General features: G+C 35.6%; 14 protein-coding genes and 2 tRNA genes. 2 read left to right on the top strand and 14 right to left on the bottom strand.

The annotated features are described in order from the left end of the window. Nucleotides 1-30: 30 nt before the first annotated feature. On the top strand, nt 31-594 hold the full coding sequence (frr, locus tag ACFOUY_RS21085; protein ID WP_378963268.1) for a ribosome recycling factor: 564 nt from the start codon (nt 31-33) through the stop codon (nt 592-594). Between the two features lie 59 nt (nt 595-653). Here frr and ACFOUY_RS21080 read toward each other — a convergent pair whose 3' ends face one another. From ACFOUY_RS21080 to ACFOUY_RS21070, 3 genes are all read right to left on the bottom strand, one after another. Beyond that, nucleotides 654-1,673 (bottom strand): LacI family DNA-binding transcriptional regulator, encoded by a 1,020-nt coding sequence (locus ACFOUY_RS21080; protein ID WP_378963267.1) that lies wholly within the window; start codon nt 1,671-1,673, stop codon nt 654-656. Nucleotides 1,674-1,815: 142 nt separating this feature from the next. Further along, a tRNA-Asp gene (locus tag ACFOUY_RS21075) sits at nt 1,816-1,959 on the bottom strand. Nucleotides 1,960-2,034: 75 nt separating this feature from the next. Further along, nucleotides 2,035-2,142: transfer RNA gene (locus ACFOUY_RS21070), tRNA-Asp, on the bottom strand. 154 nt (nt 2,143-2,296) lie between these two features. Here ACFOUY_RS21070 and ACFOUY_RS21065 point away from each other — a divergent pair. Then, nucleotides 2,297-2,773: an Lrp/AsnC ligand binding domain-containing protein gene (locus ACFOUY_RS21065; protein ID WP_056848148.1), complete on the top strand. Its 477-nt coding sequence runs from the start codon at nt 2,297-2,299 to the stop codon at nt 2,771-2,773. Nucleotides 2,774-2,994: 221 nt separating this feature from the next. Here ACFOUY_RS21065 and feoB read toward each other — a convergent pair whose 3' ends face one another. The 11 genes from feoB to gatA form a co-directional block, all read right to left on the bottom strand. After that, on the bottom strand, nt 2,995-5,109 hold the full coding sequence (feoB, locus tag ACFOUY_RS21060; protein ID WP_378963266.1) for a ferrous iron transport protein B: 2,115 nt from the start codon (nt 5,107-5,109) through the stop codon (nt 2,995-2,997). Between the two features lie 3 nt (nt 5,110-5,112). Further along, on the bottom strand, nt 5,113-5,328 hold the full coding sequence (locus tag ACFOUY_RS21055; protein WP_378963265.1) for a FeoA family protein: 216 nt from the start codon (nt 5,326-5,328) through the stop codon (nt 5,113-5,115). 97 nt (nt 5,329-5,425) lie between these two features. Beyond that, nucleotides 5,426-8,191, bottom strand: coding sequence for an outer membrane beta-barrel family protein (locus ACFOUY_RS21050; protein ID WP_378963264.1), 2,766 nt, complete (start codon nt 8,189-8,191; stop codon nt 5,426-5,428). Nucleotides 8,192-8,341: 150 nt separating this feature from the next. Next, nucleotides 8,342-11,155, bottom strand: a complete 2,814-nt coding sequence (locus ACFOUY_RS21045; RefSeq protein WP_378963263.1) for an outer membrane beta-barrel protein — start codon at nt 11,153-11,155, stop codon at nt 8,342-8,344. A gap of 255 nt (nt 11,156-11,410) precedes the next feature. After that, the gene (locus tag ACFOUY_RS21040; protein ID WP_378963262.1) at nt 11,411-11,830 is read right to left on the bottom strand and encodes a VanZ family protein; all 420 of its coding nucleotides are present in this window, start codon (nt 11,828-11,830) and stop codon (nt 11,411-11,413) included. Further along, nucleotides 11,823-12,203: a glycine cleavage system protein GcvH gene (gcvH, locus tag ACFOUY_RS21035; protein ID WP_378963261.1), complete on the bottom strand. Its 381-nt coding sequence runs from the start codon at nt 12,201-12,203 to the stop codon at nt 11,823-11,825. The genes ACFOUY_RS21040 and gcvH overlap by 8 nt, the downstream gene beginning before the upstream one ends. Before the next feature lie 95 nt (nt 12,204-12,298). Further along, nucleotides 12,299-19,498, bottom strand: coding sequence for a T9SS outer membrane translocon Sov/SprA (sov, locus tag ACFOUY_RS21030; RefSeq protein ID WP_378963260.1), 7,200 nt, complete (start codon nt 19,496-19,498; stop codon nt 12,299-12,301). An 11-nt stretch (nt 19,499-19,509) separates the two neighbouring features. After that, nucleotides 19,510-20,094, bottom strand: a complete 585-nt coding sequence (gene ruvA / locus ACFOUY_RS21025; protein WP_378963259.1) for a Holliday junction branch migration protein RuvA — start codon at nt 20,092-20,094, stop codon at nt 19,510-19,512. A 58-nt stretch (nt 20,095-20,152) separates the two neighbouring features. Continuing rightward, nucleotides 20,153-22,474: an NADP-dependent malic enzyme gene (locus ACFOUY_RS21020; RefSeq protein ID WP_378963258.1), complete on the bottom strand. Its 2,322-nt coding sequence runs from the start codon at nt 22,472-22,474 to the stop codon at nt 20,153-20,155. A 234-nt stretch (nt 22,475-22,708) separates the two neighbouring features. Further along, nucleotides 22,709-24,112, bottom strand: coding sequence for a lytic transglycosylase domain-containing protein (locus ACFOUY_RS21015; RefSeq protein ID WP_378963257.1), 1,404 nt, complete (start codon nt 24,110-24,112; stop codon nt 22,709-22,711). 321 nt (nt 24,113-24,433) lie between these two features. After that, on the bottom strand, nt 24,434-25,852 hold the full coding sequence (gene gatA, locus ACFOUY_RS21010; protein WP_378963256.1) for an Asp-tRNA(Asn)/Glu-tRNA(Gln) amidotransferase subunit GatA: 1,419 nt from the start codon (nt 25,850-25,852) through the stop codon (nt 24,434-24,436). Nucleotides 25,853-25,860: the final 8 nt, after the last annotated feature.

Below are 25,860 nucleotides of genomic sequence, written 5' to 3'. Positions count from 1 at the left end.
ATTATTATTTTTGTAGAAATACACACAATTATGAACGAACTCATAGAATTACAATTAATGGACGCTCAATCTTCAATGGATAAAGCGATCGATCATTGTGAAGCTGAATTAACTAAAATTAGAGCTGGTAAAGCATCAGCTGGAATGCTTGATGGTATTTTTGTAGATTATTATGGAGCATCTACTGCATTATCGCAAGTTGCCAGTATCAATACACCAGATGCAAGAACCATAGTTATCCAACCTTGGGAAAAAGCTTTGCTAGTTCCAATTGAAAAGGCTATTCAAGTGGCAAATATTGGTATTAATCCTCAAAATGATGGTATTGTTATTCGTTTGGTTGTACCACCATTAACCGAAGAGAGAAGAAAAGACCTTGTTAAAAAAGTAAAAGAAGAAGCCGAACGTGGCCGCATTACAGTTAGAAATATTCGTAAAGATGCAAACACTAAAATCCAAAAGTTAAAAGGTGAGGGTGTTTCTGACGATGAAATTAAAACAGGCGAAGGCGAAGTACAAAAATTAACAGATGCTTACATTATTAAAGTAGATAAGCATGCTGAAGCTAAAGAAAAAGATGTGATGACTGTTTAAGTTTAGTCTCAAAATATTTCAACTAAAAAAGGAAAAGCTTAGCTTTTCCTTTTTTAGTTTTAAACTCTTTTTAAAGTAGAGCTGCGCACATTTAATAAAGCGGGAAGCACTACTTGTTTGTGTTCAGAAATTTGAAGTTGACCATTAAGTTTAGAAAGCAAAATTTTCATAATATTTTCTGCTATTTGCTCAACAGGCTGCGCAATGGCTGTAATAGGTGGATTATAAAATTCCAGCAATTCAAAATCATCAAAAGAGACAATTGCAATATTGTTTAACGGATTAATATTTAACTGTTTGAAAGTTCTTAAGCCATCCATACAAATATAATTAGCTGCGAAGATAACAGCATCAAGGTTTTGATTAATCTCAAAAAACTTTTTCATTTGCTTAATCGAATTTTCTGAATTTTGATAGTCGATTTTTAGAACATTATTTTTCAAGTTATTCGCTTCGATTACTCTTTTAAAACCAGCTAAACGATCTAACATCTGCTGTTGCTCGGTCTCAATTGTTATAAAACCAATATTTCTATAACCATTATTAACAAGATGTTGCGTTGCTTCGAAAACACTTTCATCATTGTTTGTTACAACGTAATCGGTTTCAATTCCAGGGACATATCGGTCAAACAACACAACAGGTACCTGGGTATTAATCAACTTTTCTATTTCAGATTCAAGTCCTTCGGGCAGCGCTATTACATAACCATCAACGTGCCTGTCGCGAAAAATTTGAAGCAATTCTTTCGCTTTTTCGTTATTATTTCTAGTACTGCTAAAAAGTATTTTGTATCCATGCTCTGATGCCTTTTCATCGATTAATCTGGCTATACGAGAGAAGAATGGCTCAGAAATATCATCAACTAAAAAGCCAATAATTTTCGATTTCCCAGTTCTTAAACTTTTGGCTAAGGAATTAGGTTGATAGCCCCACTCAGCTACCAAATCTAACACTTTTTGTGCTACTGCTTTACTTATATTTTTCTCCTTTGCTTTACCATTTATTACAAATGAAACCGTTGTGGAAGATATATTAAGTTCGTCTGCAATATCTTTAATTTTTATTTTTGTGTTCATTAAAATTTAGGAAACGTTATTAAAGAAGGGAATATACCAAAATATTTATTTAGAGACTAAATTTTAACAGAATGCTATAAAAAGAAAAAGAGCAACCCATCCGGGATTGCTCGATTAACTAACTTATTATTCATAAAAAATGCTGTTGGGGAAGGAGTCGAACCTTCAAGGGGTAGTTAGCTACAGTTCAAAAAATTAATTGTGGTCAACCCAATAAACTGCGTTTGTCCCATTATTCCCCACCACCGAGACAAGGAGGCGTGTCTGCCAATTTCACCACCCAACATTATTAGTTTACAGCTTTCAATTTTAAGTTTTTCAGTTTGGAAACTGCCAACTTTAAACCTTTAACAGTAAATTGCTGTAGGGGAAGGAATCGAACCTTCAAGGAGTAGTTAGCCGTTGCCGGTTTTCCATATTCTCCACCACCGAGACAAGGAGGTGTGTCTGCCTGTTTCACCACCCTACATTATATTAAACAATTTTAAAGAACGTTCCTTTTTGTTAATTGCTTGATACAAATGTAAAGGAACATCTAATACCTTGCAAATATTTTAATCATTTAATTTTATTTTTATAATATTGATAATTTTTACTAAATTTGCTTAACAGATTTAGAAAATATGCTTAAAAAAGACAATTCCAATTTAGAAATTGACAACCTCGACATTGATATTTTAAAACAATTAATGCAGGATGCTACAAAACCGTATACAGAAATTGCAAAAGATTTAATCGTTTCGGGCGGTACAATCCATGTTAGAATGAAAAAATTACAGGAAATGGGTATTATTAAGGGTTCGCATTTGATTATAGATCCGCAAAAGGCAGGATACGATATTTGTGCATTTTTAGGGATATATTTAGAAAAAGGTATTCAGTACAAGGATGCTGTAGCACAATTGAGTAAAATAAAGGAAGTAGTTGAATTGCATTATACAACTGGCTCTTACAGTATGTTTGCTAAGATTATCTGTAGAGATACAAATCATTTACGCCATGTATTAAATGAGGAAATACAAGCTGTTAATGGCATTCAGCGCACAGAGACATTAATATCGTTAGAAGAAAGCATTAAGCGCCAAATTGAGCTTGGGTAAAGCGTAAAGCTAAAAGGTTAAAGACTGAAGCTGGAAATGCTAAACCACGCTATTTTTTTTGCACATAGTCCTAAATAGTTGAACAGCTTTAGCCACTTAGACCCGATTGTAGTGAACGCGAATCCCGATTTTCATCGGGATGAGTAAAACGGAAACATACTTTGATAAGATTTACGGTGAGTGCTCTTCAAAAAAAGCACAATTAAACCTTTATGAAAGTTCTACTTTAACAATTGATAAGCAATTAATGCGGCGAAATAGGCCATAGCAGTCATGTAAACTAATTGAATTACTGGCCATTTCCAACCTTTTGTTTCACGATAAACGATAGCAACAGTACTCATACATTGCATTGCGAAAGCGTAAAACAGCATCAACGATATACCCGTTGCAAAACTATACACAGGTAAACCTGTTCGGCTATTAACTGATGCGGCCATTCGCTCTCTAATAGTCGAAGTATCTTCATCTCCACCATCAACACTGTAAATGGTTGCCATAGTGCCCACAAATGCCTCTCGAGCAGCGAAAGAGGTAATTAAACCAATACCAATTTTCCAATCATAACCGAGCGGACGAATTCCGGGTTCTATCCAATGCCCCAGTATACCTACGTAAGAGTTTTCTAGTTTTTCTGTGGCAACTAATGTTGCGATGTGATCGGTGTTTTTATTTGTATCAGCCAAAGCTGTCGCATATTTTTTATCAATATTATCGAAGCGGTTTCCAGGACCAAATGATGCCATTACCCATAGAATTATCGAGATGGCAATGATAACTTTACCAGCTTCGAAAACAAAGGTTTTAGATTTTTCGTACATGGTGTAAAACACATTCTTCCAACGCGGCATACGATATACTGGCAATTCCATTATAAAATAGGAACGTTCTTTAGTTTTGATTATAAGTTTCATAACCCAGGCAACCAAAACTGCTGCAATTATACCAACCAGATACATAACCATTAGCGCTAAACCCTGCAGGTTAAATATGCCAAGTACATTTTTAGATGGGATAATCAAAGAAATGATAAGAATGTAAACCGGTAACCTTGCAGAACAACTAACTAATGGAGTAACCATAATGGTTATCATTCTATCTTTCCAGTTCTCGATATTTCTGGCAGCCATAATGGAAGGTACAGCACAGGCTAAGCCACCAATCATTGGCACAACAGATTTACCATTCAAGCCAACCTTGCTCATAACTTTATCCATCATGAAGGTAACCCTGGCCATGTAGCCAGTATCTTCGAGGATAGATATAAAAGCAAATAGGATTGCAATTTGAGGGATAAAAACAAAAATACCGCCTAAGCCTGCAATTACACCATCAAGCAATAGATCGGTTAACATTCCAGCTGGCAAATATTGATGTCCAATTTCTGTAATGAATCCAAAACCTATTTCAATCCAATCCATAGGGTAGGATGACCAAGCAAAAATTGCATTAAAAATCACAAAAAGTATGAGCAGGAAAATAGTAAAACCCCAAACTTTGTGGGTTAAAATCGAATCTAGTTTATCGCTAAAACTAAACTTCTGTGCAGTTCCTTTATCAATAACTACATCAGATAGTACTGTACCCAAATGTTTATAGCGGGCAATAGTTTCCGCAGCTTGTATTTTAGATGACTCGAATTTATGAGAACGCTCAATTGCCTCAATTTCTTCTTGCTCGGTTTCTGAAAAGAAGTTTAAGTACTCATGCTGATGTAAAACCTGTAAGGCGTAGTAATTATTATCTGTATTAATTTTCGCTTTTATCTCATTGATAGCATCAGAAGCAAAACCTACAACATCAATAGTGCTAAACTGTGTGGCTATTTTTGTAGTGTAAGCAACAGCCTGCTTTAATTTATCAATACCAAGGTTATTTCTGGCCGATATGGGAATTACCTGTACACCAAGCTTTTCAGCAAGTTTATCTACATTAACTTCTATACCTTGTTTAGCAGAGAGATCAATCATGTTTAAGGCCAAAATCATTGGAATACCTAAATCAGCAACCTGCGAATACAAAAGCATATTGCGTTTTAGGTTTGATGCATCTACAACTAATACAATAACATCGGGATGACTATTATTTTTTTTATCTGCTAAAACCTGAAAAACAATGCTTTCATCGCTACTCTTTGGATAAAGGCTATAGGTTCCTGGCAAATCTATAATTTCTGCCAGACTATCATCTGTAAGCTTTGAATAACCAATTTTTTTATCGACAGTTATTCCTGGGAAATTTCCAATTTTTTGATTTAATCCCGTTAGGCGATTAAACAGAGTAGATTTACCTGTATTGGGATTACCAACTAATGCAACTTTAATATCCAAACCCAAAATTTATTGAATGATAATAACCGCAGCTTCGCTTTTACGTAAACAAAGCTGATACCCGGCCACGCGAATGGCCATTGGATCTCCTAGTGGAGCAAATCTTTCTACTTCTACTATTTCACCAGGCAAGCATCCCATTTCCATAAGTTTTACAGACATTTCTAAATCTGTAAAAGCCAATATCGTACCTTTTTGCCCTACTTTTAATTGTGAAAGTTTCATGTATTAAATTTGCTGCAAGGTAGCCTTTCTTTAGATTTATTCCAAATAAGAGCCTTAGATTCTCTTCTTAAACGCAAAGGAATTACCTTAAAATGATTTAATTTCTTCTTCCTCCACCGCCATTACCACCTCCACGATTCTCACCCTGTCCATCACCTCTGCGCATGTTATTACGGTTTTTACCACCCATCCTGTTTAAGGTATAAGTGAATGAAAACATAAAATAACGTTGCAAAACATTATAACTCACATCTTGTATCGTATTGTTATTTGCTGTGCGAGTTATTCCTTGATTTTCGTTAAGCAAATCGTTAACCGCGGCTTTGAATGTCCCTCTGTTTTTGAAAAATTGTTTGCTGATGTAAGAATTGATCAGGGTAAAGTGTGTATCAAAGCCTTCTCCTCTGCCAGTATTCTGATTATAATCGGCATCTACAGACCAGCGAATTTCGCCAGGGAAGAGATAACTAACGCTAATATTTGGGCTAAATGTGTAATATCTTGTATTAGAATTAGGCTGAACAGAATAAGTAGATCGGTTTATCGAACCATTAACTCCAGCTGTTAAATCAAGTTTATCCAAATTAGATACCAATCTATAACCGTTTGTGATTGCCCAACTATTGGTTATATTTTTAATTGAATTGGTGAAGTTTACATCACGATCATAATTTCCGCTAACACTAATGTGAAAATTTAGTTTATTTTCGGCCATTAAGGGCAAACTTAAAGATGATGATATATTGCCCGAATAAGTTCCATTAACGTTTACAGGTAAAATGGCCAATTTACCCTGATTAATACCACTTTGAATCAAACTGCTACTATTTGCTATTTTATTTGAAGTTTGAACTAAGTTTAAATTGACAAACAATGACCTGTTTTTACCAACAGTAAATGTGTTGTAGGCAACTCGCAGACTATTATTAAACTCTGGTTTCAAATCAGGATTACCAACCGGAATACTTTGCGTATTTGTATTATTCGGGATTGGTTGTAACTGATTTATTGTTGGCTGATTCGTACTTCCGCGATAATTAATAACTAACCGCTTGCTGTTGCTAAAGTTATAGCGATACATAGCAGAAGGGGTGTAGTTGAATACATTTTGTTTCAAAACATAATTTTGAGTAAGGTTATTATTGGTTCTATCCGTGTTTTGAACGGCCATTCCAACATTCCAATTAAACTTTTTCCCATTACCATTAAAGCTGAATCCTGCGGTATTTGTTAAAATCGTGTTTTCGTAAGAGTTACTATAGGTTAAATCAAGCAAATCGTACTTTAATGTAGCAGGATTAAAATTGTAAGTAAATCTATCTGAGGTATTATGGTTATATCCGTTCTGATAATTCAATTCTAGATTCAATGTTTTTAATAGAGGTTCTGTATAAACTAATCTCGAATTCTGATTAATCGATGATGAATTCTGATCGTTATACTGATTAGTAATTTTTTGAGTCGTAACCCCGGCGTTTAAAGTATTATCGGTTATATTATTATAATTATCTGCATCATTATCATTAATGCTTGTATTAAAATTTAGAGACAATGTTCGTCCTCTCCTTTTAAACTTCCTTCTTAGCAGGATGTTATTGTTAATTGTAGGTGCAGTATTATTATTATTTAATGATTGGCTTCCATTAGTTGTGTAGGTACTATAATCTCTTGTGTAAATGCTATTATTTAAACTAGAATTATTGGTGTAACTTACAGTTGGCTGAATACGTAATGATGTTAAGGAATCAATTTTGGTATCTACCATAAAGTTTAAACGATGATTTAGTCTATCAGAAACATTATCCTGCTTATTGTTAAACACAGTTGTTATGTCGCCTAACAAATTTTGGGTTACACTATTTCTTTGGATAAAATTTTCTGTTTTATTGAAAAAGTAACTGGCACTAATTTGTGTTTCATCGGCATAGGTGTCTGCAAAATTAAAACCCAATGCATTTGTATTTGTAAGGCCAGAACTTCTACCACCGTTCCCTCCATTACCACCCAAACCACCACCAAAATTCTGTTTGTTTACATTATTAAATTGTGCAACAACACTCATCTGCTGATCTTTATTAAATCTATTTACATTAGCATTTACATCATACCTATCATCAGAGCCATAACCAATACTACTATTCCCAAAATAACCGTTCTTTTTATCCTTTCTGGTTGTAATATTGATGATTTTCGTTCTCGTTCCATCATCTACTCCTGTAAATTGTGCCTGATCAGAGAGTTCATCAATAATCTGAATTTTATCGACCATATCTGCCGGAAGATTTTTTGTAGCCAGCAATGGGTCGTTGCCAAAAAACTCCTTTCCATCTACCTTTATTTTAGTTATTGTTTCGCCTTGCGCCTTTACAGCCCCGGCTTTGTCAACTTCAACTCCCGGAAGTTTCTTTAACAAATCTTCTACCGCGGCGTTTTCTACTGTTTTAAAAGAACTTGCATTAAATTCTAATGTATCCTTCTTAACAACTATCGGCGGAACTTCGGCCTTAATTTCTACTGTTTGCAAGTCAAATGAACCACTTTCCAAACTGATATCGCCTAAGTTTACGTCTGGCTTATCAATAGAAATTATAAAATCTTTATTTGAGTTTTTTAAGCCCAAAAAAGCTGCATATAACCGATACGAACCAGGCTGTAGATTTTTAAAAATAAACTTTCCTGCTTCGTTGGTAGTACTTGAACCAATAACACTCGAATCTTTAAGGCTTTTCACCGCAATTGAGGCATAATCAATTGGTTTTTTATCCTTAGCTTGAATAATCCGTCCGCTCACTGAACCAATTTTTTGCTGGGCATAAATAAAAGGACATGTTAAGAGTAAAAGGCAAGTAAAAAATAGCTTCATTCGGTTAATTAAGTAGTGTTTATTTATGACTGCTAACTTAAGGGAAGGTTTGTTTTTACAGAAGTAACAATTGAAATACATTTTATTATTAAACAGAAACAGCCTTCTGATTCAATCAGAAAGCTGTTTCAAAATAATTCATTTACGAACTTAGAATCTCATACGTGGAGCACCTTGACCAGGAGCACCAGGCATTTGAGCGTCATTACCAATGTTACGACCACCAATACGAGTTAATGAATAGGTGAAAGAGAACATATAATAACGTTTTAATACATTATAATTTAAATCGGTAATGGTATTACTTGTCGCTGTACGGCTGATACCTTGATTCTGGTTCAATGCATCATTTACAGCAATTTTAAATGTACCACGGTTTTTAAAGAACTGACGGCTGATGTAAGAATTTACAATTGTATACTCTGTATTGAAAGCCTCTCCACGACCAGTATTTTTAAAATAATCTAAATCGATTGCTAAACGGATATTTCCTGGTAAAACATAAGAAATATCAAAGCTTGGATTAATTGTGTAAAATTTGTTATCTGAATTTGGCTGAGCAGAATAAGTTGCACTATTTACTGTTCCACCAATTCCTGCCGTTATATCCCATTTATCAAGGTTAGTAACGAAACGATATGTATTGCCTAAGCTCCAGTTGTTTGTAATGTTATTTACACCACTGGTAATGTTGGTACCTTTTGAATAGGTTCCGGTTAATGTTGCATTTAAGTTTAATTTATTATTTGGAATAATCGGTTGACCTAATACAATGTTTGCATTTCCACTATAATTACCGTCAACATTTACATAGGTTGAAGCAATTTTACCATAATTCGGGTCGTTTATATCCGTTACCGATTGCTGGCTTGAAGCAAACGCATTAAAGGTTTGCGTTAAATTTAAAAATACAGCGAAGAAACGCATTTTAGCGAAAGCAAAATTGTTGTATCTAACACTTAAAGTATTGTTAAACGCTGGCTTTAAATTTGGATTACCTAAAATTACAGATTGTGTATTCGTATTATCAGGAATTGGCTGAATCTGATCGATAGTAGGTTGTTGTGTGGTTCCTCTATAGTTAACAGATAATCTTTTGCTATTACTAAAATTATATCTGAACTGAGCTGATGGTGTTAAGTTCACAAAGTTTTGAGAAAATACAGCGCCTGTTGTTAAGTTCGTATTTTCTCTATGTGTTTGCTGCCCTGCAACGCCAATATTCCAGTTATACTTTTTTTGATTAACCGTATAACTAACACCAGCTGCATTTGTTAAAGTTTGATTTTCGTAGTGATTTGAATAGGTATTATCAACTAAATCAAAATCGCCGGTTACTGCGTTGAAATTGAAAACATTACGATCTGAAGTACTATTGTTAATTCCGTTTTGATAATTAAGTTCTAAGCTCGTTGTTTTAGACAACGGCTCAGTGTAAACAACTCTAGTGGTATTCGTAATATTATGACTGCTCAAATCATTTAATTGATTTGTTAATTTTTGAGTAGTTACACCATTTATGGTATTATTATCTAAAATGTAATTGATATTATCAGAATTACTATCGTTAATCGAAGTATTAACGTTTAATGATAGCGTACGACCTCTACGCTGAAACTTTTTACGCACCAGAATATTATTAGTAATTACTGGGGTAGAATTCTTTGTTGTATAATTTTGGCTACCTACTGTGTTCGAAGTACCAGTAGCAACTGCATTATTTCTAACATAGTCATTCAAGCTTAGCCCATCATTTTCAGTGTAAGCAATATTTGGTTGTATTTTTATACTTGTTGATGAATCTAACTTCGTATCAATCATAAAATTTAATCTATGATTTAATCTATCGCTATTGCTGTTTAAATAGTTATTTACGTTTTGAGAACTATTACCCAATAATGTTTGTGTATTACTGGTTTGTTCATTAAAAACAGAGGATTTGTTAAAGAAATAACTTCCCTGAATTTGAGTTCCATCTTTATAAGTATCGGCAAAGTTTAAACCAGCTGCATTAGTGGTTGTTATACCACCGCCGCCAGAAGCCGCACCGCCACCGCCAAAACCACGACCACCACCACCGCCGCCAAACCCATTACCCTGGCCACCGCCACCACCAAAATTTTGCTTGTTTACATTATTAAACTGGCCAATAAAACTGAACTGCTGATCGCCATTAAATTTATTTACGTTTAAACTTGCATCGTAACGATCATCTGTGCCATAGCCAACGGTACTGTTTCCAAAATAGCCTTTTTTCATGCCGCTTTTGGTGGTAATGTTTAATATTTTAGTTCTTGTTCCATCATCAATACCTGTAAACTGTGCCTGCTCAGATAGTTCATCAATAACCTGAATTTTATCAACCATATCTGCAGGAAGATTTTTTGTAGCTAATAATGGATCACTTCCAAAGAATTCTTTCCCATCAACTTTTACCCTGGTTACCGTTTCCCCGCCTGCTTTAATACTTCCATCTTTTGCAACCTCAACACCTGGTAATTTCTTTAAAACATCTTCCACAACTGCATTTTCACGCACCTTAACCGATTTTGCATCATATTCTAAAGTATCTTTCTTAACAACAACAGTTGGAACCTGTGCGGTTACATTTACATCATTAAGGTTTAAACCATCATCAGCCATTGCTATATCGCCGGTGCTTACCGCAGCCTTAGCTACTGTAACATTTTTATTTGTAGTTTTTAAACCTAAAAAGGCGGCGATAACCCGATAATTTCCGGCAGGAATATTTTTAAAGGAGAAAGTTCCATCAGGATTTGTTTGACCACTTGCAACTATGCTCGAATCTTTTAAACTCTTGATAGCTATTGTTGCAAAATCAACAGGTTTTTTATCTTTAGCATTAATTACGCGGCCATTAATGGCTCCAGTGTTTTGTGCATGTGCGAAGTATCCGCAAAAAATAAGAACAAGAAATATTGCTCTTTGAACGTAAATTTTCATCAAAATATAAATATAAGTAATACTAAACTAAGCTATCAGACTAAGAGAATGTAGAAAGGTTTGTTAAGGATTGTTAAAAGTTAGGTAACATTTTAAATACAGCGCCAAAATCCATGGTTTTGCTGTAAATCAAACATTAATAACGACTACTTGCGAGGTGATGGATAAGATTTATAGTAAACAGTTGGGCAATTACAGCCTTTTTTAAAAATGCCACAACCAGTTAAACCTAAAACTGCTACTAAACAAATTAAACTAATTGCTTTTCTCATTGAAATTTAATTTATGTAATAATACGTAGCTAAAAACGGCCATTAAGCAGCCAAGCATGTCGCATGCGAAATCCCACCATTCTGCAGAGCGATAAGTAAAAATCTTCCATTGCAATAACTCTATGCCACCACCAATTATTGCGCTGATTAAAATTATTTTAAAAATCGTTAAGGTTCTGAAACCAAAGTTGTGCTGATAAGCGATTTTTCCATAAAAAAGCAAAACCGACAGGACAAAGAAAAACCCTAAGTGGGCCATCTTATCAAAACCTGTAAAGAAAAATCCTTGCCCATTACTTTCGGGCATTTTGATATTACAAAGCACTAAAATAACTACGGTCCAGAATATGGCCCATTTTTGATGTTTTAGTGCTTTGTACAATGTATTGTCAGAATTAGGCACCAACTAATGATTGGTATGCATCTGCAGTAAGTAAATCTTCAACCTCAGCCAAATCTGATAAAGAAACTTTAACCATCCAGCCTTTTCCATAAGGGTCAGAATTTACAAGTTCAGGATTATCATTTAGTTCTGCATTGATTTCTAAAACTGTTCCAGTAACAGGCATAAATAAATCAGAAACAGTTTTAACGGCTTCTACAGTTCCAAAAACTTCTTCTTTAGCAACTTCAGTACCTACGCTGTTAATATCAACATAAACGATATCGCCTAATTCGCGTTGTGCAAAATCAGTAATACCAATAAATGCTTCATTGCCTTCTACTTTAACCCACTCGTGGTCTTTAGTATATTTTAATTCTGATGGGAAATTCATTTGTTTTATTATTAGTTTGAGCCAAAGTTAAATATTAAGTTGGAATGTTGAAACGTTTAAGCATTGAAATGTTACGCTTAAACTTTTCAATGTTTTTAATTCAAAGTAAATCTTAAACTAAACCCAAAATTACTAAACGAGGTATTAAAGGTTTGAGAGGTGTAAGGTTTGGTAATGTTCGAATCGTAGAAAAGTTTAATATTAAATTTTTGGTTTAATACATAATCAACACTTGGTCTCAACGTAATGTTTTTTGCTCCCGAAGAAACTTCGGTTTGGGCAACATCAGCATTATTATCATCTAAAACTGTACGGTAAATTACGGTTTTATTATCTCTTATGGCAACATCAAGTTTAAAATCCATATTGTTATCCATTTTTAAACTTTTAAACCAGCCAAAAGGGAAACGGAATTTATTTGTACGATAGCCTAAACCTAATACCACGTTATTTTCTGATAATTGTGCAAGCTGACTATTTGATAAACTCAAACCTAACAAACGTGAACGGTTTAACTCAAAAGTTGCGGTAACGTTATTTTTTAGTCTGGTATCAACTCCAATTAATGGCGAAAAATATTCAGACACGGTTACCTGTGCAAACTGAAATTGAGGTAAAAAGTTATTATTGGCATCTCTGCTGCTTACAAAACCATCATTTTCCTGGTATCGTAATAAAGAGTTATATCCGTTAATGTTATACGCAGAGCGATAACCATGTCTAAGATCTACAGAAGAAAACCTATCTGCAATAAAAGCAACTTTAGTTAAACCACTATAGGTTAAGCTCCAGTTTGGCAGTGGAATTCTTGGGAATGAATTAATTTTAGAGCTTCCGGCATCTTTACCAGAATAAGCAGCAAGAAAAGCCGAAATAATCACATCCTGACTTTCCTTTCCATACCCATCAGCAAAACCATTCGCGCTACCTGATGAATTAGGATTTTGTGCTCCTAAACGTTGCGATATTATGAGTCTGTTTGAAATGAAGCGATTATATAGCGTGGTTACATTACTTGCATTATTTTCTTTAAAAGCAGTATTGATTGCGATATATGAAATACTGTAATCTCCAGTAGTAATTGCGCTTAAATTTTCAAATGAAGATGTAGTAGCTAGATATCTGAAATTAGTTGAGAAATTTCTGGTTTGGGCTCTGTTTGCACGTAAAGTTATCCGTAAATCTCTTATTGGTTCTAATTGACTTGTTAACTGAAAATCCTCACGAAGCGTATTTACATACATTTGCGTTTGCAAGGTATCAGTTGTTAGCCAACCATTGTTAAGTGCCATGTCTCGAATATCCCTTTGGCTTCCGAAAGCAAAACCTAAACCAGGTGCACCTGTTACATTATCTATACCTAAATAACTGGTTTTAGGCAAATAGCCGGGCAGAAATATCCCCTTTGTTTGTACATAATTTACATTTACATTCTTTATACTGGTTAATAAGTTAATAAAGAGTTTTTTGGCTCCGCCACCTTCCTGATCATTTGTTGCATTACGAATAAAACCAAACTTATTGTAAAGCGTAGTTAAATTTAAGGTTGGATTAACCTGAATATTTCGACTATTCTGAACTGTGTTTCCTAAGTTAATATTCGGATCGCGAAGCGTTGATAAAGGTTCTGTTTGCCAGTTAAAATTTGTACCATATTTAGTTAATACAGTAACCCAATTTAAACCAGGAATTTTATTAATCGGCAAAGCGTAAGTTACATTTAGATTATGGTTATAATCTGTTGTGCGTCCAAGGCGTTTAAGGTTTTCCCAAACGGTATCTCGTTTCAAGCCATCAATTCTACCGTCAGGTTCATCAATAATCGAATAGTTGGTGGCATTAAAATCTAATTGTAGCGATTTGGTTAAATTCCATGCAATACCATAAATACGGCTCATTCTGAAATTTTTATTGAACGTTGTGCCGTACCCACTTTGAAAAATTGGTATCGAATTATTCGGATCGTTATTTCTTAAAGTATTTTCTGAATAAAGTCTGTCTACATCAACCCTGAAATTAATCGCACTTGGCAAAATGCTAAAGTTAAAATCTCTAAGTATTGCGAGCATATTCGATTTAATAATTTTCTCGAATGGTGCGTAGCTCCGTGCTTCTTTTGAATAACTATATTGTAATGAGCCTCTATATGTATTTTGAATACTACTTTGATTAATAAAATCGCGGTGGTTATATTGAGTATAAGCATAGCTTGCCGCAAAGTTTTCTATATCCCAAAGTCTAACTGGTTTGGTATTATTTGTACGTTCTTTACGCACATTGGTAAAGTTAATGCCTCTGCGAACCGTATAATCTTGTGCAAAATTTAAAATAGAATCTTTTTGCTCTTTAGTTGCCTGTTCTAAAGCATTTTTTAGCTCAATATCTGGTGTTTTCGGATTGTATTGTGGCGTTGAAACCTGTTTTGAATAGCTTACATACATTGGTATTTTCACACCCGATTTCTGAGGTAAGAATTTGCCCAATTCTACCGCCGAAGAAACATCCAATAGTGTATTATCTGCACGGTTGCGTTCGCTAACTTTCGAATCAATAGAACCAAAACCAATGGTAGATTTACTTCCAGAAATATTAACATCGGCAAAATCTGCAAGTTTTAAGTTTAATCTTGCTGTTGCAGCCCAACCACCACGTTCATCAAATTCAGTTAATCTTAATTCATTAAACCAAACCAAAACACTTTTAGTTAAGCCGTCGTCTCCTTCGGGATTGGTTTGACTTCTCAAAGGGTTTTTAACACCAAGCATATAAACCCTAACCTTGCTCATATCTGGTTGCCCCTTAACTATAATTGTTCTAAGCCCATCAGAATAGGTAAATGGAACATTTATTGGCCAGGGCTGTCCGTTAGCCTGTTTGGCTACATTACGAGCCAATTTTGCATTCTGAAACAGCAATAAATCGATATCCATTCTATTTGCCTCAGGCCAAATTGCATCAGGATCTGAAGTCCCAGGTGTTGTAATTTTCAAAGGCATAACATATTCATAATAGTTATCCTGATTATCGGTACCTATTCTTAAAAATGCAGAAACATCCCCATCGTTCAAAATCTGATTATTAACAGCTTCAGCATGAACATACATTTCCAAATGTTTGTAAGAGCGGAAATCGCTATACGCTGTTTTAAAAGCAGCTCTTCCATAACCATCTCTTAAATCTTTTACCGTAACAGATAAAGACTGCTCATTAAGTTGGGTATCTCCACGATAATTGCTGTAATCTCGCTCGCGAACAATTCCAGGAGGGGTTACATAAGGAATTGGAGAACGCTTACCATTTTCTTCGATATTTACCGTAGAAACTTCTATTGTTGAATTATCGGGCGTTAATGCTGGCAAAGCCGGGTCTACAATTACCTGAGCAGATGTATTTGCTGCATTATATTCTCTCCATTCGCCTCTAATTAACTGCAATTTAGCAAAACGCATAACTGCTGTATCAGCAAAATTAGTCATGAACATTCTGAAGAAACGGATAGATTTAAAATCCTGAATATTACCAACCTTTTGTTCGTACTGCCCAATCGGAATTCTAAACTGATACCATGAAACGGCCTGTGTATTACCATTTGGCAATTTCACCTGCGAAGTAACTTTATCAGTAATAAAGTTCTGACCAACATTTAAATCGCCTGGACGCATTGAAACTTTATACTGAAAATACTCATCGCTTTGCGTCATATTATTATCGCGATTAATATCTTCACCATCTGGTAATGATGTTGAAGCAGAATTTTCTAACCCTAATTCATCTTGAGATTGTTGTGAGGTTTTTGAATTCCCTTCTGGTCCATTATATTTTTCATATCGTTTTAAAATGCCTGCATTTGCCTGATCTAGAAGTGGACCACGGAAATACGCATAATCATCTGATGATGGATCGGCATCTATAATTGCCGCCGCCGCCGGACTCAATTGTCCTTTTATTGCATTTATTGCAGATGCAAATTTTGCCTTTTCATTTTGGTTAGATAAACCATCCAAACCAACATCCTGAGCTTTTCTGGCATCAGCATTATTATCAAATGCCTGAACTACCGGCTGTAATTTCGGAACCCTTCCCCAATTGGTTTCATCATATTTAGTGGGGTCATCCGTAGCGGGTAAACCATTTTCTAAAGATTTTCTGCCATCCTTCAGGATATCTTCGGAGATGTTACCCAAATTAAAGTATACATCACCACCTGCAGAATTTGTTTTGTAAATGAAAGGATCCATAACCCAAAACTCAATAAATCCGATATTTAAAGCTTCAAAGTCGTTGGTTTCTATCTTTCGCTGAAAACCTGCCCAATTATTTCTTGGGTTAAGCAAAGCTCCATCTCGGTTAAAGCCTGTAGTACGGAAATTGTACGGTCCACGAACGGTTGGATAATACGCGACATCTAAAGTAGTAATGTTTAACGCCTGCCCCGTAGCCGTTTGTTTGAAAGGAAAAACTTCTTGCTCAATAACTTCTCTCACGTAGTGATTAGAAAGTTCTGTTCGATTATTCCGAATATTTGCTGGGGTTGTTGAGGCTGCTGAGTTATAAAAAGTTGGATCGATATTGTAAAATGCAACACGAGCACGATTGTAACCATAAGCCAAATCATTTATCAGTTGAGACTCTGTAAAAAGTTGAGGCGTACCTGATAACTGCCAAGAAATGGCACTTTTTAAATCAATAACAGATCTCGATGCCTCAAAATCATCTAAATAACTTACCCCGTTTTTACTGCCTGCAAAATTTAATGCTCTCGGATGCCCTGGAATTAGTTGTGCATATTCTCCATAAAAAGTTACACTTGATGGCGCTTTTGTAGAAATAAAAGGAATTTTATCGACCATTTTGGTTAAAAACCTTGATGGAGAACTATAATTAATATCTGTACCCCATATGGTATTAGAAATTGGTTCTTCGCCGATATTAACTTTTTGCGTTAATGGTTTTTCGGTAAGGTTCATAATAGTACCTCCGATATTTAGCTTATTGTTAACCCTATAATCTAATCTTGTACCAAATAACGAGCGTTGCTGCAAACCAAAAAGCTCATTATTTTCTGTAGTAATTCTAATCGGCTGGCCAGAGGTTAGCAAAGCCTGATTGATAACACTAACCCTTCCACCTTGATAATCGACTGTAAAATCTATACCCTCAGTTAAGGGCATTGTTCCTGCAAAAACCTTAACAGAACCTTCGGGAACATTAATTGCGTTTAAGCTAAATTCTGACGAAACATCAGATTGATAATTACCTTTAATGATGTACCTGTTCTTATTTTGAAAGAGCTGTTTTGCAATCGTTTGAGTTGAATCATAAAGTGCAGTAAATGTGTATTTATCAATTAAAGCTTGCTCTCCAGGTAAAAACTTAGTTGCCAAATCTTTTCCAAATGGTTCAATTATTGGAAAAATGATTCGTCCATTCGCAGGGTCTATTGTTATGTAACCAGTATTCGTATTGCTTACTAAAGACGCCAAACCTGTGGTTGACAAATTGGAGCCAAAATTCCCGATATTGTTCGCTGTGTATGAATTAGATGCAGAACCAAAGGCATTATTGGCTGGAACAAAATCGAAAACACCATCAGATTTACGCTCATTCTGCTGATTTAATCTATCAAATTCGACCAAGTTAATCCATTGCTTGTTTGCCGTATTTACCCCTTCGGTCATTACTGGGTTTTCGACACCGGTTTCATTATCTATTCTGAAAATATCTAATCGAAAATTCTGGCTACTGATTTGATAACCACCAATTGAATAGATATTTTTCATCATTAAATCCCAGGTTGGCAGATTTATTTTTGTAGTCTCGTTTTTTAACAACTTCGCAAATAACACTTTCGGATTTGCAGCATCGAAGGTTACATCTGTAGAAAATTCCCCAACCTGATATTCTACTCCATTGTAGGTATAACGATAGGCAACTGCTAAAACCTCATCAGAATTTAAAGCATTATTTAAAGATATATAACCCAGCTGTGGTTGAAAGTTAAACTCTCTTTCTGTTAACTTTCTAGCGTAAGTAAGCTTTGCGAAGTTATCTGTAGCACCATTTGCCTGAAAATAAGAAATTACATCATTAGAGTTTGTAAACCTTGCACCCGCAGGAAGGTTTTGCAATAAATTATTCGATTGCTGCGGAAAACCTGTAGCTGTTGTGCCACCTGGCAGAACAGAGCCACCACCTGTTATCTGAGCCGTGTTGTATGGTACATTTTCACCTAAATCTAAGAAACCTAATACATCTCTGGAATCTGTTGTACTACCTGATTTATTTGTTATCCAGACCTCAATTTTTGTTACTTGAATTGCAGAAGTAATAATCGGTGCATTAGCCAGATTTTTATTATAATTATTCCTGAAATATTGAGATAAAAAGTAGTGTCGGTTTGCTTCATAATTATCAGCACTTAATCGGAATTCGTTAGACTGCGCTCCGTTTGTTATTTTAATTTCTCTTGATTGAGATTTCTGCTGCGTGTAAACACTGGTTACATTAAGTTTGCCAAACTGAAGCTGAGTTTTTAACCCAAATAGGGCTTGAGTTCCGTTAATTAAACTTGTATTTAGAGGTAAGCTAACATTACCAGCTTCAATTTTTTTAATAATATCATCTGGTCCGCCAGTATAGTCTAGTTTTATTTGGTTTTCGAAATCAAATTGTGCCTCTGTATTGTAGTTACTTTTAATTTTTAACTTTGTACCAATATTACCAACCAAATCCATCTGAATTCGCTGGTTAAAATCGAAATTAGTTTGAACTCGCTGACGTTCGTTAAATAAGGGGTTTTCGTTTTTGTTAATTCGACCCAAAAAGGTAAGTTCAGCTTCACCACGAGGTTGGATATCAATTGTAGTACCTCCAAATATTTTCTCGAAAGCTTTACTATTAATCTGTATCTGAGGAATAATTCCGGTATTACGAAAATCGCTGACCTCGGCATTAGAAATACTACGCCAATTGCCTCTCTTAATTTCACTGTTAACCAATCTTTGGTATTCTTCAATAGTTAAATACTGAGTATTGGCAACGTACTTATCGCCAACCAAATCTTTAACTATGTATCTTTTGTTTTTTGCATCATATTCTACCACCCTTTTTAGATTATTAGGTAGCGGATAAAATGGATTAGTTGTAGGGCTCAATCCAAGTAGCTGTTTTTCGCGAAGGCTAAAGCTATTTTTCGACATGACGGTGTCGGCTTTGCCAGCAACAACCTGAGATAAGGCGTTTTTATTAGCAAAAAAAAGTGGGATGAGAATTAATAGGGTATATATTCTCTTCAAAGGCGTTAGTTCTATAAGTTTTTTAATGCATGTTTAATAAGCTGTTCTACCGAAAGTGTCCCCTCTGTTACTTTTAAAATCTGATCGATAGTTTTTTCGGCTGTTTGTTTGGCGAATCCGAGCATTACCAATGCTGATAACGCTTCATCTTTAACGGTATTGTGTTGAGGCATAGAAATTAATGAATCTACACCTTCTTTTTTTAATTTATCTTGTAATTCTAAAACTAATCGTTGAGCTGTTTTAGCTCCAAGCCCTTTAATTCGTTGTATTAAGGCATAATCTGCCTTAACAATTGCAGTTTGAATTTCTACAGGAGTGATGGACGATAGTATCATTCTGCCAGTATTTGGTCCGATACCAGAAACTGATATTAGGTGTAAAAATAAACGACGCTCACCCTCATCGGCAAAGCCGTATAATGTGTGTGCATCTTCTTTAACATGCAGCCAGGTATAGAGTTTGCATCTTTCTGCATCGCCAATACTACTGTAAGTATTTAAAGAAATGTTAATATGGTAGCCTATACCTCCGGCTTCAACCACAACATAAGCTGGATTTTTAAATGCTAGTTTACCATCGATGTAGGCGTACATTTATCTGCGATATTAGATTTTTACGTTTGAGATTTAGCGAGCTAAATCTCAAACCAATTTATTTCTTAGTTGTGGTTTTTCCAAATATACCTTTTCGTTGTGATGAAGCCAACTCTTCTTTACCCTGCACATCTACAACAGCAATTGTGACCATATTTACAATTTCGCGTACCGAACTACCCAGTTGCACAATATGTACCGGTTTGTTTAAACCTAGTAAAATTGGCCCAACTGCTTCAGCACCACCTAATTCTTGTAATAATTTGTAAGCAATATTACCAGATTCTAAGTTAGGAAAAATTAAGGTATTTGCTGGTGCATCGGCAAGTGTACTAAACGGAAAATTATCTTTTAATAATTCATTGTTAATTGCAAAATTACCTTGCATTTCTCCATCTACAACAATTTCAGGATGTTGTTTATGAAGAATACTTACCGCCTTTCTAACTTTTTCAGGTACAACGCCATCGTTAGAACCAAAGTTAGAGTAAGAGAGTATCGCTACACGAGGTTTAATATTAAATTGTTTTACAGATTTTTCTACCAGCAAAGTAATATCTACAAGTTCTTCGGCAGTTGGATCTACATTAACAGTTGTATCACCAAAAAACACAGGTCCTTGTTTAGTCATCATCATATACATCCCTGCAACGCGTTTAACTTCGGGATCGGCACCTATAACATGCAAAGCAGGTTTAATTGTACTTCCATAATCTTTAGTTAAACCAGAAATCATGGCATCTGCTTCACCAAATTCGACCATCGAAGCCCCGAAATAATTACGATCTCTGAGTAATTTTATAGCGTCTCTTTCTGATATGCCCTTACGCTGGCGCTTTTTGTACAACGCATTTGCATACTTTTTAGTTTTTTCAGATTCCTGCATCTGATCGATAATCTGAACACCATCTAACTCCAAAGCATGGCCATCAATAATTGCCTGAATTTTCTCTTTATTCCCTAAAAGTATGGGTATAGCAATTTTTTCATCTCTAACAATCTGTGCAGCTTTTAAAATTTTATAATTATCCGCTTCTGCGAAAACAACACGTTTGGGATCTGATTTTGCCTTATTAGTAATGGAGCGCATAATGGTATCGTCCAAGCCTAAGCGCTTTCTTAATTCTTCGTTGTAAGCATCCCAATCGGTAATCATTTTACGAGCAACGCCACTTTCAATGGCGGCCTTTGCAACAGCAATTGAAACCTCGGTTATTAATCTGAAATCGACTGGTTTAGGGATGATATAATCTCTACCAAACTTTAAGTTTCGAGCGTTGTAGGCTAAATTAACCGACTCAGGAACTGATTTTTTAGCCAGCTCTGCAATTGCTTTAACCGCAGCAATTTTCATTGCCTCATTAATTGTTGTTGCCCGAACATCTAAAGCGCCTCTAAAAATATAAGGGAAACCTAAAACGTTGTTAACCTGGTTAGGATAATCGGAACGGCCAGTGGCCATAATTAAGTCCTTACGGGTTTTTACCGCAAGCTCGTAGGCAATTTCCGGATTTGGATTTGCCATTGCAAAAACAATTGGGTTTTTAGCCATGCCAACCAACATTTCTGGTTGGATAACATTGCCCGCAGAAAGACCAATGAAAACATCGGCACCTTTCATTGCATCGCCTATACTGTTAATATCTTTTCTTGTTGTTGCGAAACGCATGCGCATTTCGTCTAAATCTGTACGGTGAATATCAATTAGTCCGTTAATATCGAACATGACTAAATTCTCTTGCTTAACACCTAAAGAAAGGTACATTTTAGAGCATGAAACTGCAGCAGCACCTGCTCCACTTACCACAACCTTAATTTTATCTATTTTTTTCTTCTGAATTTCGCAGGCATTAAGCAATGCAGCACCAGAAATAATAGCTGTTCCGTGTTGGTCATCGTGCATTACAGGAATATTCATTTCTTCCTTTAATCGGCGCTCAATTTCGAAACATTCAGGGGCTTTAATATCTTCTAAGTTAACCCCACCAAATGTTGGCTCTAAAGCTTTAACGATTTTTACAAAATCATCAACATTCTTAGTATCTAACTCCAAATCGAATACATCAATATCTGCAAAAATTTTAAAAAGTAAACCCTTACCTTCCATTACTGGCTTACCAGCTTCCGGGCCTATATCACCTAAACCTAAAACAGCTGTGCCATTGCTAATTACAGCAACTAAATTCCCTTTTGCGGTATATTTATAAACATCTTCTTTATTCTCTGCTATTTTCAAACAAGGCTCTGCAACACCTGGCGAGTAAGCCAAAGTTAAATCTCTTTGTGAAGTTGTTGGTTTTGTTGGTACGACTTCTATCTTTCCCGGCCGCCCTTGCGAGTGGTAATCAAGCGCATCTTGCTTTCTGTTTATATTACTCATTAAGTAACTTATTAGTGACGCGGCAAAGGTACAATTCTTTTTATGAGCGTTGAAATAAAAAGGCGATTGAATAAAAAGAATGCGAAAGATAAAAACAACTTCTCTCTAAATCTATTCACTTATGATGTCAATACAAAAAATAATGTTGTAAGACAGTGGTTAAATAAAAAGTCTGAACCCCGGTTAGAATTGAGACTCAATCTGAGAATATTTCTTTGCAATATATATGTTTTACTACCCCTTACTAATCCTAAGTACCATACCTGTTTGTAAACCAGCCTTTGCTAATTTATTATCCCTCCTAATACTTTGAACAGTGGCACCATCAAATTTTTCGGCAATTTCTGAAAGCGTATCTCCACGTTTAACCGTATAACTTAAGTAAGATACGGGCGCTTTTAATACAACTTTCTTACTCGTATATATTTTAAGTTTCTGTCCGGGAACAATAGTTTTGCTTTTTAGAGCATTCCAAACTTTTAAATCTTGAACTTCAACACCATATTTATCGGCAACAGCATTTAAATTTTGCCCTGAAGTTACTTTGTGATACACAACACCTGCAGAAACAATAGATGTAGATTTCTTTTTCCTTAATTCCCGCACATCATCTGTGCTTGCCTGAATCACCTGCATCTGATTATCGAGTTCGCTATTATTTAGTAAATCGTATAATCCAGCCAAATCGGCACCTTTTAGTTTTGGCAAAATTAATCGTTTTGGCAAATCTGCCGTTCCATTAATAATCTTCTTTTTATAGGATGGATTTAAAGCAAATAGCGACTCATCTTCGATGTTTAGCACTTTTGCCAGTGATGATAATGAAACAAAATGATTTACTTGCATGGTATCTGTTTTTAAAAACAGATTACAGGCTTGTTGTGTAATTTGGTGTTTATTTGAGTAATTCATTACATAAACTGCAGCAATAAATGCAGGAACGTAATTGCGGGTTTCTTTTGGCAAATACTGTCTTATCGCCCAAAAATCTCTTGAACCAGCTTTATCAATTGCTCGCGTTACATTTCCTTTACCACAATTATATGCTGCAATAGCAAGTAACCAGTCCCCAAGTTCTTCGTAAGCATCACGAAAATATGCTGCTGCAGCATAACTAGCCTGAACCGGATCTTTCCGCTCATCAACGTAGTTATCCATTTTTAAGCCGTACGCTTTTCCCGTACCGAACATAAATTGCCAAATACCTGTTGCACCAACTCGGGAAACCGCATGAGGGTTCATTTGAGACTCTACAATAGTGAGGTATTTTATCTCTTGAGGAATGTTGTAATCCTTTAATGCCTTTTCAAAAATCGGGAAATAGTACCCGGATAAACCCAGCATTTTACCAAACATATCTTTCCGTTTAGCGTAAATATCAATGTATTGTTGAACGAATTCGTTATGCGGTAAGGGTACTGCTTTTGTAATAGAATCTAAACGAAGTTTATAAACATAATTCTGACTTAAAAGCAGTGGATTTTCTATTGCTAAGGGAACAGTTATAGTATCATTATTAATGAAAATATTGTTCTGAATTTTATGAAGACTGTCGAGTTTTAAAATTTGCTGGGCTGATGAGGTAAGCACAAATCCCGTTAGAGCATAAATACAAGTAAAAAGTAATTTTTTAATCATACGTTTTGGTTTAATATAAAAATATTGTAGCGCAATTCCTACAGCTATTAAAAATCCCTCCCGTGTTGCGCTTTTACGCTTCGCTTCGTCGGTTTCCTCCTTGTTGCTGGGTAATTGCTGCACCCGGGGCTAAATTGCAGGGTTCGGTTTTTTATATTAACGTTTCAAACCTGCACAGACCTTAGTACCTAAACCCGATTGTAGTGGAAAGCCTCCGATTTTCTCGGAGCTTGTAACAAAAAGCGGTACTAAAGTCCGCCACCAGGTAAATACTTAAATTTTCTAAAACTAAAAATTTGCGTTATGCCCCGCATAAACTACTTATGATAAAAATGCCTGAGAGAAAGCCAGCAACTGTTCTTCCTCAAAATGTTTGGCTATAAACTGAATACTTAACGGCAAACCATCCTTATTATTGCCCAATGGCAATGCAATTGCTGGATTACCACTTAATGATGGTAAAACTGTAAAAATATCGGCCATATACATCACCAAAGGATCTTGCAAATTGTCTCCAATTTTAAATGGTGGAGTTGGCGCTACAGGAGATAGAATTAAATCATAATCTTCGAACAAAACATCAAGTTTGTCTCTAATTAATCGCCTTACCTGTTGTGCTTTTTGATAATATGCATCGTAATATCCTGCACTTAAAACAAAAGTTCCAAGTAATATTCTACGCTTAACTTCTTCTCCAAAACCCTCAGCCCGAGATAATTTATAAAGTTCGGTAAGTGATTTAGCTTCAGTATTACGATGTCCGTAATGAACGCCATCGTAACGCGAAAGATTTGAAGAGGCTTCGGCTGTTGTTAAAATATAATATGCTGGCACAAGATAATCAAGCAAATCAAACGATACATATTCCACTGTATGCCCTTGAGCCTTTAAATCTTCAATTGATTTTAGTATCGCCGTTTTTATTTCCGGATCAAGCGCTTCGCTCTCTATCGTTTCTTTTAAAACTGCAATTTTTTGCTTCTTACTTTGGTTTAAATTCGCTGAGTAATCTGGAACTTCTAAAGGAGAAACCGTAGAATCATTTTCATCAGCGCCAGCTAAAACCTGTAAAAGTAGAGCAGCATCTTCAACAGATGAGGTAATTGGTCCAACCTGATCGAAAGAAGAAGCATAGGCAATAACACCGTATCTGGAAATACGCCCATAGGTTGGTTTTAAACCTATTTGACCACAGAAGGCCGCTGGTTGTCTAACTGAGCCACCCGTATCTGTACCCAAAGAGGCAAGACACATATCTGCCTGAACTGCAACTGCCGAACCACCTGAAGAACCTCCCGGAACAAGATCGGAATTTACGGCATTACCCACCGGTCCGAAATAGGAAGTTTCGTTTGAACCACCCATAGCAAACTCATCACAGTTTAAACGACCGATGATTAAGGCATCTTCCTGTAATAAGCGTTGCACAACAGTTGATGAATAGGGAGAAACAAAGCCATCTAGCATTTTTGAAGATGCGGTAACGATATGATCTTTGTAGCAAATGTTATCTTTAATACCGATAACCATACCTGCAAGCTTACCTGCTGCACCTTCTTCTATCTTTTGCTGTACTGCCTTCGCCTGAACTTCTGCCGAATAAAAAAACACCTCGTTGAATGCATTGAGGTGTTCATTATCTTTTATTTGCTTAAAGTAATAAGCCAATAAATCTGGTAAAGTTAATTGCTTCTGCGAAATGAGCGTTTGTATCCCTTTAAGAGAGCTGTATTTCTTCAAAACTAAAA

Source organism: Pedobacter jamesrossensis (assembly GCF_042650905.1).
Taxonomy (GTDB): Bacteria; Bacteroidota; Bacteroidia; order Sphingobacteriales; family Sphingobacteriaceae; genus Pedobacter; species Pedobacter jamesrossensis.
The sequence above is the reverse complement of the archived record's forward strand: the minus strand, read 5'-3'. Positions and strand labels throughout refer to the sequence as shown.

Excerpts from the sequence above, each read along its gene's own strand:
- ACFOUY_RS21065 (WP_056848148.1), top strand. The coding sequence starts at position 2,297 with ATGCTTAAAAAAGACAATTCCAATTTAGAAATTGACAACCTCGACATT.
- frr (WP_378963268.1), top strand. The coding sequence starts at position 31 with ATGAACGAACTCATAGAATTACAATTAATGGACGCTCAATCTTCAATG.
- ACFOUY_RS21020 (WP_378963258.1), bottom strand. The coding sequence starts at position 22,474 with ATGAGTAATATAAACAGAAAGCAAGATGCGCTTGATTACCACTCGCAA.
- ACFOUY_RS21055 (WP_378963265.1), bottom strand. The coding sequence starts at position 5,328 with ATGAAACTTTCACAATTAAAAGTAGGGCAAAAAGGTACGATATTGGCT.
- ACFOUY_RS21045 (WP_378963263.1), bottom strand. The coding sequence starts at position 11,155 with ATGAAAATTTACGTTCAAAGAGCAATATTTCTTGTTCTTATTTTTTGC.
- ACFOUY_RS21080 (WP_378963267.1), bottom strand. The coding sequence starts at position 1,673 with ATGAACACAAAAATAAAAATTAAAGATATTGCAGACGAACTTAATATA.
- gcvH (WP_378963261.1), bottom strand. The coding sequence starts at position 12,203 with ATGAATTTCCCATCAGAATTAAAATATACTAAAGACCACGAGTGGGTT.
- ruvA (WP_378963259.1), bottom strand. The coding sequence starts at position 20,094 with ATGTACGCCTACATCGATGGTAAACTAGCATTTAAAAATCCAGCTTAT.
- ACFOUY_RS21015 (WP_378963257.1), bottom strand. The coding sequence starts at position 24,112 with ATGATTAAAAAATTACTTTTTACTTGTATTTATGCTCTAACGGGATTT.
- ACFOUY_RS21050 (WP_378963264.1), bottom strand. The coding sequence starts at position 8,191 with ATGAAGCTATTTTTTACTTGCCTTTTACTCTTAACATGTCCTTTTATT.